The 13,470-nt window shown below is 71.4% G+C and carries 8 protein-coding genes; 5 read left to right on the forward strand and 3 right to left on the reverse strand.

The window, feature by feature from the left end:
* Nucleotides 1–152: 152 nt before the first annotated feature.
* From VLI41_RS12515 to VLI41_RS12525, 3 genes are all read left to right on the forward strand, one after another.
* Nucleotides 153–335, forward strand: a complete 183-nt coding sequence (locus tag VLI41_RS12515; RefSeq protein ID WP_325268415.1) for a CsbD family protein — start codon at nucleotides 153–155, stop codon at nucleotides 333–335.
* 111 nt (nucleotides 336–446) lie between these two features.
* The gene (locus tag VLI41_RS12520) at nucleotides 447–2,039 is read left to right on the forward strand and encodes an amidase (protein WP_325268416.1); all 1,593 of its coding nucleotides are present in this window, start codon (nucleotides 447–449) and stop codon (nucleotides 2,037–2,039) included.
* 94 nt (nucleotides 2,040–2,133) lie between these two features.
* On the forward strand, nucleotides 2,134–3,507 hold the full coding sequence (locus tag VLI41_RS12525; RefSeq protein ID WP_325268417.1) for a glycosyltransferase: 1,374 nt from the start codon (nucleotides 2,134–2,136) through the stop codon (nucleotides 3,505–3,507).
* Here VLI41_RS12525 and VLI41_RS12530 read toward each other — a convergent pair.
* Both VLI41_RS12530 and VLI41_RS12535 read right to left on the reverse strand, forming a co-directional pair.
* Entirely contained in the window at nucleotides 3,504–4,733 is a 1,230-nt protein-coding gene (locus VLI41_RS12530; RefSeq protein ID WP_325268418.1) for an acyl-CoA dehydrogenase family protein, read from the reverse strand. The two genes, VLI41_RS12525 and VLI41_RS12530, sit on opposite strands and share 4 nt — an antisense overlap.
* Nucleotides 4,734–4,747: 14 nt before the next feature.
* A complete protein-coding gene (locus tag VLI41_RS12535; RefSeq protein WP_325268419.1) occupies nucleotides 4,748–5,863 on the reverse strand; it encodes an acyl-CoA dehydrogenase family protein in 1,116 nt (371 codons plus the stop codon).
* A 113-nt stretch (nucleotides 5,864–5,976) separates the two neighbouring features.
* On the opposite strand from VLI41_RS12535, the gene pepN reads away from it, so the two are divergent.
* Together pepN and VLI41_RS12545 are read left to right on the forward strand one after the other, a co-directional pair.
* Entirely contained in the window at nucleotides 5,977–8,607 is a 2,631-nt protein-coding gene (gene pepN, locus VLI41_RS12540) for an aminopeptidase N (RefSeq protein WP_325268420.1), read from the forward strand.
* Between the two features lie 153 nt (nucleotides 8,608–8,760).
* Entirely contained in the window at nucleotides 8,761–10,572 is a 1,812-nt protein-coding gene (locus VLI41_RS12545) for a sensor histidine kinase (RefSeq protein WP_325268421.1), read from the forward strand.
* A 9-nt stretch (nucleotides 10,573–10,581) separates the two neighbouring features.
* Here the strand turns inward: VLI41_RS12545 and VLI41_RS12550 are convergent, their stop codons facing one another.
* A complete protein-coding gene (locus VLI41_RS12550) occupies nucleotides 10,582–13,467 on the reverse strand; it encodes a bifunctional [glutamine synthetase] adenylyltransferase/[glutamine synthetase]-adenylyl-L-tyrosine phosphorylase (RefSeq protein WP_325268422.1) in 2,886 nt (961 codons plus the stop codon).
* Between the last annotated feature and the right edge of the window lie 3 nt (nucleotides 13,468–13,470).

Below are 13,470 nucleotides of genomic sequence, written 5' to 3' on the forward strand. Positions count from 1 at the left end.
ATGGGCCGGCGCAACGCCGTCGGATGGGCCGGCCCCGTGGCGCGCGGCGCCAGGCTGCGCCGTGGGAACCGCCCCAGGTCTTTTGCGTAAGTCCCGGTGAGACGGGCCGAATTCGGCTTCGCCGCAGCTGACACGCGAAAAGGACATCCGCCATGCACAAGGACCAGGTCAAGGGGACCGCCAAGGACGTGAAGGGCTCGATGAAGGAGGCGGCCGGCCGCGCCACGGACGACCCCGAGATGGAGGCCAAGGGCAAGACCGAGAAGACCATGGGCAAGGTGCAGAAGGGCGTCGGCGATATGAAGGACGCCGCCCGGGACGCGCTGAAGCACTAGCCTCTGCCCCATCGTCCTGACGAGGGCCGCGGCCTGGGGTTGCGGCCCTCTTCTGTTGCGCACAGGGTTCGTGCGGCTAAGGTCCGGCCGTTGCGACGTTCGGGGGCGTTCATGTGGAGATGCGTCGCGCTGGCGGCGGCGGTGTGGACCATGGCTGAAGCGAGCCAGGCGCAATCCCTGACGCCCTACTCCTCGGCGGCCGAGGCGCAGGCGGCGATGACCTCGGGCGCGATCACCTCGGAGGCCCTGGTCCGGCTCGACATCGCCCGCATCGACGAGATCGACCGCGCCGGGCCCAGGCTCAACAGCGTCATCACCGTCAATCCGCGCGCGCTGCAGGAAGCGCGCGCCATGGACCGCGAACGGCGCGAGGGCCACGTCCGCGGGCCACTGCACGGCGTGCCGATCCTCCTGAAGGACAACATCGAGACCGCCGACGGCACGCCGACCACGGCCGGATCGCTGGCGCTCGCCGCCAACGTGACCCGCAGGGACGCCCCGATCGTCGCGCGGCTGCGCGCCGCCGGAGCGGTCATCCTCGGCAAGACCAACCTCTCGGAGTGGGCCAACTTCCGCTCCACCCGCTCGATCTCCGGCTGGAGCGCCGTGGGCGGGCTGGTGCGCAACCCTCACGGGCTCGACCGCACCGCCTGCGGCTCCAGCGCGGGCTCCGGCGCGGCGGTGGCCGCCGGTCTCGCCGCGCTCGCCGTCGGCACCGAGACCGACGGCTCGATCACCTGCCCGGCCGCCATGAACGGCGTCGTCGGGCTCAAGCCGACCGTGGGCCTGGTCTCCCGGCGCCTGATCGTGCCGATCTCGCCCGAGCAGGACACCGCGGGGCCCATGACCCGCACGGTGGCCGACGCCGCCGCCCTGCTCGCGGCGATGGCCGGCTCCGATGCCGGCGATCCGGCCACCCGGGAGGCCGACGCGCACAAGGCCGACTATCTCGCAGCCCTCGATCCCAGGGCGCTCGCCGGCCTGCGCATCGGCGTGGTGCACGGCGTGGTCCGCGGCTCGCCGCAGACCGAGGCGGTGTTCGAGGCCGCGCTGGAGGCCATGAAGCGGGCCGGCGCCGTGCTCGTCGACGTCAAGGGCCCCGACGAGGCCACCGTCAACAAGATCGACGAAGGCGAATTCGATGTCCTCGAATGGGAATTCAAGGCGGCCCTGGACGCCTACCTCGCCGCCGCCCCGCCGGCCGTGAAGACGCGCTCGCTGGCCGAGCTCATCGCCTTCAACAAGGCCGAGCCGCGCGAGACGGCGCTGTTCGGCCAGGAGATCTTCGAGCAGGCGCAGGCGAAACCCCCGATCACCGATCCGGCCTATCTGGAGAAGCGCGCCACCTTGCGCCGGCTTGCCCGCGAGGCGCTCGACAGGATGCTGCGGGAGGCGAAGGTCGCGGTCCTGGCGGCGCCCAGCGGCGGCCCGCCCTCGATCGTCGATCCGGTGAACGGCAGCCGCTTCTTCGGCTCCTTCTCGTCGCTGCCGGCGGTCTCCGGCTATCCGCACCTGACGGTCCCGATGGGGGGCGTGGACGGCCTGCCGGTCGGTCTGTCGATCGTCGGACCCGCCTGGTCCGAGGCGAAGCTGCTCGCCGTCGGCTACGCCTTCGAGCAGGCGACCCACGCCAGGCTCGACCCGAGTTTCCAGGCGAGCCAGGCGCTCCGTCCGGAGGTCGCAAAGGCGTATGATCCGCGGTGAACCGGCATTGCGGCTTGGTCGCGGGCGCGCGGGAAGGGATGACGCTGCGGGCTGAAGGCTGCTACGAGGAAGGTTCGCCGCTTCGGCGGCGGGCGTGAGTGGACGAAGGACGCGACCCCTGGCCAGACTCTGGAATCCCTCAGGCCGTCCGGCCGGCGCGCGCGGCGGCAAGCTCAAGGGCCGCGAGCGCCAGGCCGCCCTGGTGCTCGCCGCCTCCTCGAGCGTCGAGAAGCGCCAGGCCCGCCGGGCGCTCGGCCTGGGCGCGCCCGGATCGACCAGGCTGGTCAAGTTCAACCCCGCCGAGGTGCCGCCGTTCGGCGGCGGCGAACAGGCGAGCTTCCATCTGGTCGACACCACCATGATGTACGCGCCGCGCTCGGGCGGCGTGAAACGCTACCTCACGGCCAAGCGGGCATGGCTGGAGCGGCGGCGGCCCGACATCCGCGAGACCCTGGTGGTCCCGGGGGCGCACACCCGCGCCGAGGGCGCGGGGCTGGTCACCGTCGCCGCCGCGCGCCTGCCGTTCGGCGACGGCTACCGGATGCCGGCCAGCGTCAACAAGTGGGAGACCGTCCTGAGGGTGCTGCAGCCCGAGATCATCGAGGCCGGCGATGTCTTCGTGCCCGGCCATGCCGCGCTGGAGGCGGGCGAGGCGCTGGGCGTGCCGGTGGTCGGCGTCTGCCACACCGATGCGGCGGCGCTGGCGGCCCTGCACCTCGGCGACTGGGCGGAGGCGCCGACGTTCAACTTCTGGGCGCAGGCCTATTCCCGCTTCGACCAGGTCGTGGCCCCCAGCTACCATACCGCCGCGCGCCTGGCCGAAGCCGGCGTCGAGCGGGTGAGCGTGCATCCGTTCGGCGTGGACACCGAGCTGTTCCATCCGAGCCGCGGCGACCGGGCCCGGCTGATCAAGCGCCTTGGGGCGCCCGCCGAGAGCCGCCTGCTGGTGTTCGCCGGCCGCCCTGCCCGGGAAAAGAACGTCGAAGGCATGATCGAGGCCGTCGAGCGCCTCGGCGAGCCCTATCGGCTGGTGCTGGTGGGCGCTGGCCACGGCTCCAGGCCGTCCAGCCAGGTCGTCTGCCTGGACTTCGAACGCGAGCCCGCGCGCCTGGCCGGGCTGATCGCCTCCTGCGACGCCTTCCTGCACGCCAACGAGAACGAGATCTTCGGCCTGGTGGTGCTCGAGGCCATGGCGGCCGGATTGCCGGTCGTCGGACCCAACAAGGGCGGCGTGGGCGAGCTGATCGACCTGAGCGTGGGCCAGCACGCGCGCAGTTCCGACCCCGCGGACCTCGCCGAAGCGATCGAGGCGCTGTTCGGACGCGACGTCCGCGCGCTCGGCAAGGCGGCGCGGGTGCGCGCCGAGACTCGGCACACCTGGGACCGCACCTTCGAGGGCCTGACCAAGCTCTATGCCGACCTGATCGGCCGCGAGCCGCGCCGGACGCCCCTGGCGCTCACCGCCTAGCGGCCCCTGGGCAGGTCCTTGAACGCCACCTCCTTGTCGACGCGGATGTCCTGCGGCAGGCCCAGCACGCGTTCGGCGATGATGTTCTTCAGGATCTCGTCGGTGCCGCCGGCGATGCGCAGGGCCGGCGCGAACAGGATCGAGCTCTGGAACGCCGCGTGCAACGGGGCGAGCGCCGGGTCGCTGACGATCCCGTACTGGTCCAGCATGTCGAGCGCGGCGGCCGCCAGATCCTGCATCTGAACCGCGGTGACGACCTTGCCGATCGAGCTCTCCGGCCCCGGCGTCTGGCCCCGCGAGAGCGCGGTGATGGTGCGGTTGCGCGTGTGGTTGAGGCCCTCGGTCGCCACGTACCAGTCGGCGATCTTCTCGCGCAGCGCCTGATCCTTGATGGCCGGCGCGCCGTCGAGGCCGGCGATGCTGCGCGCCGCCTCCATGAATTCCTTCCAGCCCGTCCCCGAGGGGCCGCCCACCGCCAGCCGCTCGTTCATCAGCGTCACCAGCGAGACGCGCCAGCCGTCGTTGACCGCGCCCACCCGCTGGCTGTCCTTCACCCGCACATTCGTGAAGAACACCTCATTGAACCCCGATCCGCCGGACATCTGGTGGATCGGCCTGACCTCGATCCCGGGGTCGTGCATGTCGACCCAGAACATGGTCAGCCCCTTGTGCTTCGGCGCATCCGGGTCGGTGCGGGTGACGACGATCCCGTAATCCGAGAACTGCGCGCCGGTCGTCCACACCTTCTGGCCCGAGATGATCCAGTCACCGGAGCCGTCCGAAGCGCGCTCCGCCCGGGTCCTGGCCGCCGCCACGTCGGAGCCGCCGGACGGCTCGGAGAACAGCTGGCACCAGATCTCCTCGCCGCGCAGCGCCGGGCCGACGAAGCGCTGCTTGGTGGCCTCGTCGGCGAAGGTCATGACCGTCGGCACGCACATGCCGAGGCCGATCTGGAAGGGGTTCGGGGGCGCCGCGTATTTCGCCTCCTCCTGGCTGAAGATGACCTGCTGGATGGGCGTGCCGCCCGGCCCGCCCCACTCCTTGGGCCAGGTGATCTGGGCGTAGCCGGCGGCGGCCTTCCTGGCCTGCCAGGCCTTGGAGGCGGCCATGCTGTCGCCGTTTCCCTCCGGATCGTCGCCGACGGGGGCCTTGGGCGCGTTCTGCTCCAGCCAGGCGCGGACCTCGGCGCGATAGGCGGCTTCCTCGGGCGTGTCGTTGAAGTCCATTTCGCTGATCCCCTTCAGGCCGCGTTGCGCCGTTCGAGCTGGCTCACCAGCCGCTCCTTCCAGACGCGCGGCGCGCCGGCCACCAGCCGCAGCTGCTGGGCGCGCTTATAGTAGAGGTGGCAATCCATTTCCCAGGTGTAGCCGATGCCGCCATGGGTCTGGATGTTCTCCTTGGCGGCGAACCAGTAGGCTTCGGAGGCGGAGATCCGCGCCGCAGCGGCGGCCACGGCCAGTTCCGGCGCGCCGGTGTTGAGCGCCCAGGCGCCATAATAGCTGTTGGAGCGGGCGAGCTCGTTGTTCACGTAGATGTCGGCGAGCTTGTGCTTGATCGCCTGATAGGAGCCGATGGGTCGGCCGAAGGCGTAGCGCTCCAGCGCGTAGGCCTTGGCGGACTCCAGGCACTTGTCCGCCCCGCCGAGCTGCTCGAAGGCGAGCAGCACCGCGGCGCGGTCGAACACCTGCTCCACGAGCGCAAGGCCCTCGCCCGCCGGGCCCAGGCGCTCGGCCGGCGCGGCTTTGAACGTGAGCTTGGCGGCGTCGCGGGTGGGATCGAGGGTGGCCAGCGCCTCGCGCGTCACGCCCGGACCGTTCAGATCCACGAGGAACAGGCCCGCCTTGCCGCCCTCCTTGGCCAGCACGAGGGCCAGATCGGCGATGTCCCCATCGGCGACCGGCAGCTTGGTCCCGGTGAGCTTGCCGGCAGAGACCGTGGCCTGGACCGCACCCGCGGTCACCGCCCCGGGGCCCTCCGAAGTCGCGACCGCCCCGATCAGCTCGCCCGCGGCGATCTTCGGCAGGATTTCCGCCTGCTGCGCCTCGGAGCCGGCCAGCATCACCGCCTCGGCGAGGAAATACACGGTCGAGGCGAACGGGATCGGGGCGACCGCGCGGCCGAGCTCCTCGGCGATGACGCACAGCTCCAGATGGCCCAGGCCCAGCCCGCCATGGGCCTCCGGGATCGCCGCGCCCAGCCAGCCCTGGGCGGCGACCGCGCGCCAGAGCTCGGCGTCATAGGCCGTGGCCTGGTCGTCGAGGACCTTGCGGACGCGAGTCGTGGGGCTGTTCGCCTCCAGGAACTTCCGAGCCTCGGATTTCAGGAACTTCTGGTCGTCGGAAAAGTCGAAATTCATGCCGGGCCGCCCGCTGCTGGTCGCGCGAACCATGGCCCCGGGCGCCGGGGCTGAAAAGCGTGACCTCGCGTCAGCGGCTTCCGAACTCCGCCGCCAGGGACTAGATGACCCGAATGCGTACAGAGACCCCCCAGCCGATCCGGCTTTCCGACTACCGCCCGCCCGCCTTCCTCGTCGAGGAGGTGGCTCTGGAGTTCGATCTTTCGCCCAACGCCACCCGCGTGAAGGCGAAGCTCACGATCCGCCGCAACGGCGAGCATCGGGAGCCGCTGAAGCTCAACGGGGAGCGGCTGAAGCTGGTCTCAGTGGCGCTCGACGGCCGCCCGCTGGGGGACGGGGAGCGCCAGATCGACGCCGAGTTCCTGACCGTCCCGAGCGTTCCCAACGCGTTTTCGCTGGAGACGGAGGTCGAGATCGATCCCGAGGCGAACAAGGCGCTCGAGGGCCTCTACATGTCGGCCGGCCGCTTCTGCACCCAGTGCGAGGCTGAAGGGTTCCGCAAGATCACCTACTGGCCCGACCGGCCGGACGTGCTGTCGCGCTTCACGGTCCGCATCGAGGCCGACAAGACGTTCCAGCGCCTGCTCTCCAACGGCAACCTGATCGAGGCCGGCGAGCGGCCGGGCGGGCGCCATTACGCGGTGTGGAAGGATCCCTTCCCCAAGCCCTGCTACCTGTTCGCCCTGGTGGCCGGCGAGCTCGACGTCCTGGAGGACAAGCTCACCACGATGAGCGGCCGCATCGTCGAGCTGCGCATCTATGTCGATCCGGGCATGGCGCCGCGGGCGGCCTACGCCATGGACGCGCTGAAGCGCGCGATGAAATGGGACGAGGAGACCTTCGGCCGCGAGTACGACCTGGACCTGTTCATGATCGTGGCGGTGCGCGACTTCAACTTCGGCGCAATGGAGAACAAGGGGCTGAACATCTTCAACTCCTCGCTCCTGCTCGCCGACCCCGAGACCGCCACCGACATGGACTACGAGCGGATCGAGAGCGTCGTGGCCCACGAGTACTTCCACAACTGGACCGGCGACCGCATCACCTGCCGCGACTGGTTCCAGCTGTGCCTGAAGGAAGGCCTGACGGTGTTCCGCGACCAGAGCTTCTCGGCCGACCAGCGCGGCCATGCGGTGCAGCGGATCAAGGACGTCAAGGCGCTCAGGGCCCGGCAGTTCGCCGAGGACCAGGGGCCGCTGTCGCACCCGGTGCGGCCATCCAGCTATCTGAAGATCGACAATTTCTACACCGCGACCATCTACGAGAAGGGCGCGGAGGTGATCCGGATGCTCAGGACGCTGATCGGGCCCGAGCTGTTCCGGAAGGGGATGGACCTCTACTTCGAGCGCTGGGACGGTCACGCGACGACGGTCGAGGAATTCATCCGCTGCTTCGCCGAAGCCTCGGGACGCGACCTGTCGCCATTCTTCGCCTGGTACGAGCAGGCGGGCACGCCGCGCGTGAGCCTCGCCTCCCGCTACGACGCCGCCGCCCGCACGCTCGAACTCGAGCTCGCGCAGGAGACCGCGCCGACCCCCGGCCAGCCGACCAAGCAACCGCTGTCCGTCCCCTTGCGCATCGGCCTGCTCGACCAGGACGGCCGCGCCCTGGCCTTCGGGCGCGACGGCGAGGCGCTGGACGAGACCGTGGTGGTTCTCGACGGGGCGCGCGCCAAGGTGACGCTGGACAGCGTCGAACGTCCCCCGGTCGTCTCGGCTCTGCGCGGCTTCTCCGCCCCCGTGGTGCTCGAAACCGACGCCGAGCCCAAGGACCGCTATGTCCTGCTGGCCGCCGACCCCGACCTCTTCAACCGCTGGGAGGCCGGCCAGGCGCTGGCCCGCGAGCTGATCCTGGCCCGCGCCGCGGGCAAGGCCGACGAAGTGGGCGAGGAGCGGTTCGCCGAAGCCATGGGCCGGGCGCTCTCCGACCAGGCCGCCGATCCGGCGTTCAAGGCGCTGCTCCTGGCGCTGCCCTCCGAGCCGGACCTCGCCCTGGTCATGAGCCCGGCCGACCCGGGCGCCATCCACGAGGCCCGCGAGGCGCTGCGGACCCGGCTTGCGGCGCATCTCGCCGAGTCGCTGCGGCGGCTGCACACCGGCTTCCAGGAAGCCGGCGAGTTCTCGCCCGACGCCGCGGCGGCCGGCCGGCGCGCCCTGCGCAACGCCGCGCTCGACATGCTGGCCGCCAATCCGACCGCCCAGACCGCCGAGCTGGCGCTTGGCCACTACCGCGGCGCCGGCAACATGACCGACGCCATCGGCGGGCTGACCGCGCTGATGCTGATCGGCGGGCCGGAGTTCGAGATCGCGCTCGCCGAGTTCTACGAGCGCTGGCGGGCCGAGCCGCTGGTGATCGACAAGTGGTTCGCGCTGCAGGCCCGCGATCCTGACGAAGGCGCGCTCGGCCGGGTGATCGGGCTCACCGCCCATCCCGCCTTCGATTCCAAGAACCCCAATCGGCTGAGGGCGCTGGTCTCGACATTCGCCAACTTCAACCCGGTGCGCTTCCACGACCCGAGCGGCGCGGGCTACCGGTTCCTGGCGGACCAGATCCTGGCCACCGACGCCTTCAACCCGATGATCGCGGCGCGCCTGGTGGACCCGCTCGGCGGCTGGCGGCGCTATCGGCCCGAACTGGGCGCGCTGATGAAGGCCGAGCTGCAGCGCATCCTCGAGACCGAAGGGCTTTCGAAGAATGTCTTCGAGCTGGTCAGTCGCGCGCTGGGCGAGGCGGCGGAGGCCTGACCGCCGCCGCGGCGAAGCCAATGACGGGTTAACCGGCCCCGCGTACTCTGCCGCAGGGCTCGGTGACTCGGGTCTTTTGCAGGGGGGCTGGCGGCCTTGGGGAGGCAGCCTGGCGGAACGGCGGCGGAGGATCGCGCGGGCGCGCGTGCCGAGGTGATCGCGCCTCCGGACGGGCCGCCGCGGGCCCGTTTTGCGAATCTCGCGGCGCTCGCCGGCGCGGGACTGGCGGCAGCCTACCTGACGGCGGCGTGGCGCCTGCTGAGCGGGCCCTCGCCGGGGGCTGGAGAGATCCTGGCCTGGCTCGCAGCGCCGCTCGCCGTCGCGGGCGTCGCGGCCGTGCTGTTCCTGCTCGAAGGCCGCCGGCTGGTGCGCCGCCACGCGGCCTACAGCGAGACCGAGCAACGCTTCCGCACCGCCGTGGAGGCCGCCCGTTGCGGCATCTGGGAATGGGACCTGATCAACGACCGCGTCTTCATGTCCGACGTGACCGCCGCCCTGTTCGGCTGGCGCAGCGGCGAGGTGGACGGCCAGCAGGTGCTGGAGCGGGTCGCCCCGGGCCATCGCGACGGCCTGCGCGACGCGCTCGCCTCGGCGGCCATCTACGGCGGCTTCGACATCTCCTTCCGCGCGCCCAGCCTCACCGGCGGTCGGCCGGTGTGGATCGACGCCCGTGGCCAGGGCTTCGGCGAGGCCCCGGAGGGCGGCTACGCGCGGATCATCGGCGTCGCCCTGGATGTCACCGAAGAGCGGATGGCCCAGGCCCGCGCGCAGTCGGCCGAGAACCGGCTGCGCGATGCGATCGAGAGCGTCTCTGAAGCTTTCGTATTGTGGGACCGGCACGGCCGGCTGCTGATGTGCAATGGGAACTACCGCAGCTTCTTCCGCCTGGAGGCGCAGGCGCTGAAGCCGGGCGTCGGGCGCGACCAGGTGGACCGCATCGCCGATCTCGCCATCCGCCGCGAGCTCCCGGCCGCCGACGCGCGCAAGGGCGTCCGCGAAGTCGAGCTGACGGACGGCCGCTGGGTCCAGATCTCCGAACGCCCGACCGACGAAGGCGGCCTGGTCGTCACCGCCGCCGACATCACCGCCCTGAAGGGCCAGGAAGAGGCGCTGAAACTCAACGAGCAGGAGCTGCGCCGCGCGGTCGCGAACCTCGAGCGCAGCCAGGAGCAGCTCTCCGAGCTCGCCCGCAAGTACGAGGCCGAGAAGGTGCGCGCCGAAGCTGCAAACCGGGCCAAGAGCGAATTCCTGGCCAACATGAGCCACGAACTGCGCACGCCGCTGAACGCCATCAACGGCTTCTCCGAGATCATGCTGGGCGAGATGTACGGCCCGCTGGGCGACACGCGCTACCGCGACTACGCGCGCGATATCCTGGACTCCGGTCAGCACCTGCTGGCGCTGATCAACGACATCCTCGACATGTCGAAGATCGAGGCTGGCAAGATGAGCCTCCGCTTCGAGCCCGTCGCCCTGGAAGAGGTGACCGAGGATGCCGCGCGGCTGGTCCAGAACCGTGCGGAATCGGTCGGGCTCGAGCTGCGGATCGAGCTGCCGGTGCTGCCGGAAGTGGACGCGGACTACCGGGCCGTGAAGCAGGTGCTGCTCAACCTGCTCTCCAACGCCATCAAGTTCACGCCGCGCGGCGGCCGCGTCACGGTGAGGGCCGACCTGCGGGACGATCCGCGCGGCCAGCGAGTCAGGGTCAGCGTCCAGGACACGGGCATCGGCATTTCGCCCGAGGACCTGGAACGGCTCGCCCGGCCGTTCGAGCAGATCGAGCACCAGCACGCCAAGACCCAGCAAGGCACGGGCCTTGGCCTGGCGCTGTCCAAGGCGCTGGTGGAGATGCACGGCGGTCTGCTGGACCTCAGGAGCGCCCCCGGCCAGGGTACGACGGCGAGCTTCTCCCTGCCGGTCCGACAGGCGGACGAGGCCACGGTCCGCGCCGCGGCGCTCGGATAGGGAGCGATCTCACGGTCGGACGATGAGGTCGAAGGCCGTGCGCGCGCCTTTGCGTGCGGCGCCCAGCCTGCGCTTCAGGCCCGGGAAGTCCCGAGCGCCGCCGGCCCTGGCGAGCAGTCTTCTGAAGGCCGGCGGCTCGCCGGCGGGATCGGCCGGATCGTCCAGCGCGACCTTCAGCAGCTGCGTCAGGTCCTGCTGCAGCCGCCAGGCCTCCTGCAGAGCGGCGATCGGCTGGGCCGGGGCCAGGCCGTGCGCCCGCGCGGCGGTCAGCGCCTGGGCGGTGTTGGGCTCCAGCGGGCCTCCATCGGCCGCGCCGGCCAGCTGCAGGAACTGGGCGGCGAACTCGATGTCCACCAGGCCGCCCGGTGAGAGCTTCAGGTCCCAATCGCCCTTCGGCGGCCGTTCCCGCTCCATCAGCTCGCGCATCTCGCGGACATCGCGGGCGGTGCGGGCCCGCTCGCGCGGCCGGCGCAGCGCCGCTTCGATCGCGCGCCGGGCCGCCTCGGCGAAGTCTTCCGAGCTCGCCCAGGCGACGCGCGCGCGGGTGAGCGCCATCAGCTCCCAGGTCTCGGCCTCCCGCTCATAGTAGTGCTCGAAGGCGGCGAAGCTCACCGCCACGGGACCCTTGGTGCCGGAGGGCCGAAGCTGCATGTCGACCTCGTAGAGGCCGCCTTCCGTGGTGGGCGTGGAAAGCGCCGCGATCAGCCGCTGGGTGAAGCGGCCGAAGAAGGTCGCCGCATCCCAGCCCTTGACCGCCGAGGCCGCCGCGGGATCACGACCACGGTAAAGCGTCATCAGGTCGAGGTCCGAGGCCGCGCTCATTTCCCGCGAGCCGCACTTGCCAAGGGCGACGACCGCGACCTCCCCGTCGAAAGCCCCGCCCAGCCGGACGGTCTCGACGAGCGCTGCAGGCGCGAGCGCTTCGATGCAGACGTCGGCGAGATCGGCGAACGCCTTGCCCGCGGTCTCGGCGCTGGCGGCGCGGCTCATCACCTGGACCCCGACCCGGAACGACTGCTCGCGGTGCACCCGGCGCACGGCGTCCATGGCGCCTTCGAAACCCCCGGCGCGGGCCACCGCCGCCCTGACCGCGGCGCGGTCCTCGGCGATGTCGATGGGATCGAAGAAGGCCGGGTCGAGCATGGCGTCGATCGCCGCCGGCCTGCGGGCGAGCGTGTTGGCCAGCCGCGGCGCGAAAGCCATCACCTCCACCACCAGGCCGAAAAGCCGGGGCACGGCCAGGAACAGCGACTGCAGCTGCACGCCGGTCGACAGGCCCGAGAAGAAATTCGCGAAGCGGTTGAAGGCGGCGTCCGGCGCGCCCGTGGCGTGGCAGGCGTCGAGCAGCCGCGGCGCCAGCCGCGTAAAGAGCTCGCGCCCCCGCTCGGTCCGCGTGGCGGCGATATGGCCGTGGTGCCAACCGCGAATGGTCTGCGCCACGCGCGACGGGTTCGAAAATCCCATCCGCGCGAGTGTCGCCAGGGTCTCCGGATCGTCCTCCACGCCGGTGAACACCAGGCTGCCGAAGCGGGACGACAGCGGCTCCTCCTCCGGGAAGAGCTCGGCGTAACGCGCGTTGACGCCCTTCAGCAGCCGCGTGACCTCCGCATCGAAGCTCTTCAGCCGGTCGTGGCCGGCCAGCGCGGCGACGCGTCGCCGGTCGGCATCGGCCTCCGGCAGGCGATGGGTCTGCTCGTCGGCGATCATTTGCACGCGGTGTTCGAGCGCGCGCAGCCGCCGATAGGCCTGGGCGAGCTCGCCGGCGGTCTCGGCGCGCACGTGGCCGGCTTCGGCGAGCGCCCGAAGGGCGTCGAGCGTCCGGCGGCTGCGCAGCTCCGGGTGGCGGCCGCCGAGGATCAGCTGCTGGGTCTGGACGTAGAACTCGATCTCGCGGATGCCGCCGCGGCCGAGCTTCAGGTCGACGCCGGCGGCGGTGACCCGCTCGTCGACCTTGTAGGCGTGAATCTGCCGCTTGATGGAGTGGATGTCAGCGATCGCGGCGAAGTCGAGGTTCTTGCGCCAGATGAACGCCGCAAGCTCGTTCAGGAACGCCTCGGCCGCGGCGAGGTCGCCTGCACAGGGCCGCGCCTTGACGAACGCCGCGCGCTCCCAGTTCTGGCCGACCGTTTCATAGTATTCCAGGGCGGCCGGGACGGGCACGGCCGGCTGGGTGGAGGCCGGGTCGGGCCGCAGCCGCAGGTCCATGCGGAAGACGTAGCCGTCGGGCGTTCGGGCCTGCATGAGCTCGGCCACCCGGTGCGTCAGGCGCACGGCGAAGGCCTGCGGCTCCACGCCGTCCGCCAGCGGCAGGCGATCCGGCTCGTAGAAGACCGAGACGTCGATGTCGCTCGAGTAGTTCAGCTCGAAGGCGCCCTGCTTGCCCATGGCGATGCAGAACCAGCCCGGGACCGGCCCTTCCGGCCCCTCGCCCAGGCGGGCCAGCCGTCCCGCCTCGAGCTCCGCCCGCGCCGCGACCGACAGCGCCGCGGCCACCGCTGCATCGGCGAAGCGGGTGAGCGCGCCGGTCACCTGATCGAGGTCCCAGACCCCGCCGAGATCGGCGAGCGCGGTCAGCAGGTGCAGCTCGGACTTCAGCCGCCGCAGCGCCCGGGCGGCTTCCTCGCCATCCAGCGCCGCAGCCGCCGCGGTGCGCGCGAGCAGGCTCTCGAGCCGGGCGTCCGGCGGCGCGGCGAGAAGTGAGGCCAGCCTCTCGGGATCGCGCCGGGCCAGGCTGGCCAGATAGGGCGAGGCGCCGAACACCGGCGCGAGCGCCGGCCAGGCTGCCGCCAGGGCCTGCGACCAGACGCTCTCGGCGACCACTTCGCGGGCGCGCTCGGCCGCCATCTCATCGACGACCGGTCCGCAGGGCCGAAGCTGTTCTCCGAGCGAGACCATTCC

Origin of the sequence: Phenylobacterium sp. (genome assembly GCF_035475775.1) — a bacterium.
Taxonomy (GTDB): Bacteria; Pseudomonadota; Alphaproteobacteria; order Caulobacterales; family Caulobacteraceae; genus Phenylobacterium.

Bases quoted from the DNA above. Each gene is read 5' to 3' on its own strand.
- VLI41_RS12515 (WP_325268415.1), top strand. From the start codon at position 153: ATGCACAAGGACCAGGTCAAGGGGACCGCCAAGGACGTGAAGGGCTCG.
- pepN (WP_325268420.1), top strand. From the start codon at position 5,977: ATGCGTACAGAGACCCCCCAGCCGATCCGGCTTTCCGACTACCGCCCG.
- VLI41_RS12530 (WP_325268418.1), bottom strand. From the start codon at position 4,733: ATGGACTTCAACGACACGCCCGAGGAAGCCGCCTATCGCGCCGAGGTC.
- VLI41_RS12550 (WP_325268422.1), bottom strand. From the start codon at position 13,467: ATGGTCTCGCTCGGAGAACAGCTTCGGCCCTGCGGACCGGTCGTCGAT.
- VLI41_RS12520 (WP_325268416.1), top strand. From the start codon at position 447: ATGTGGAGATGCGTCGCGCTGGCGGCGGCGGTGTGGACCATGGCTGAA.
- VLI41_RS12535 (WP_325268419.1), bottom strand. From the start codon at position 5,863: ATGAATTTCGACTTTTCCGACGACCAGAAGTTCCTGAAATCCGAGGCT.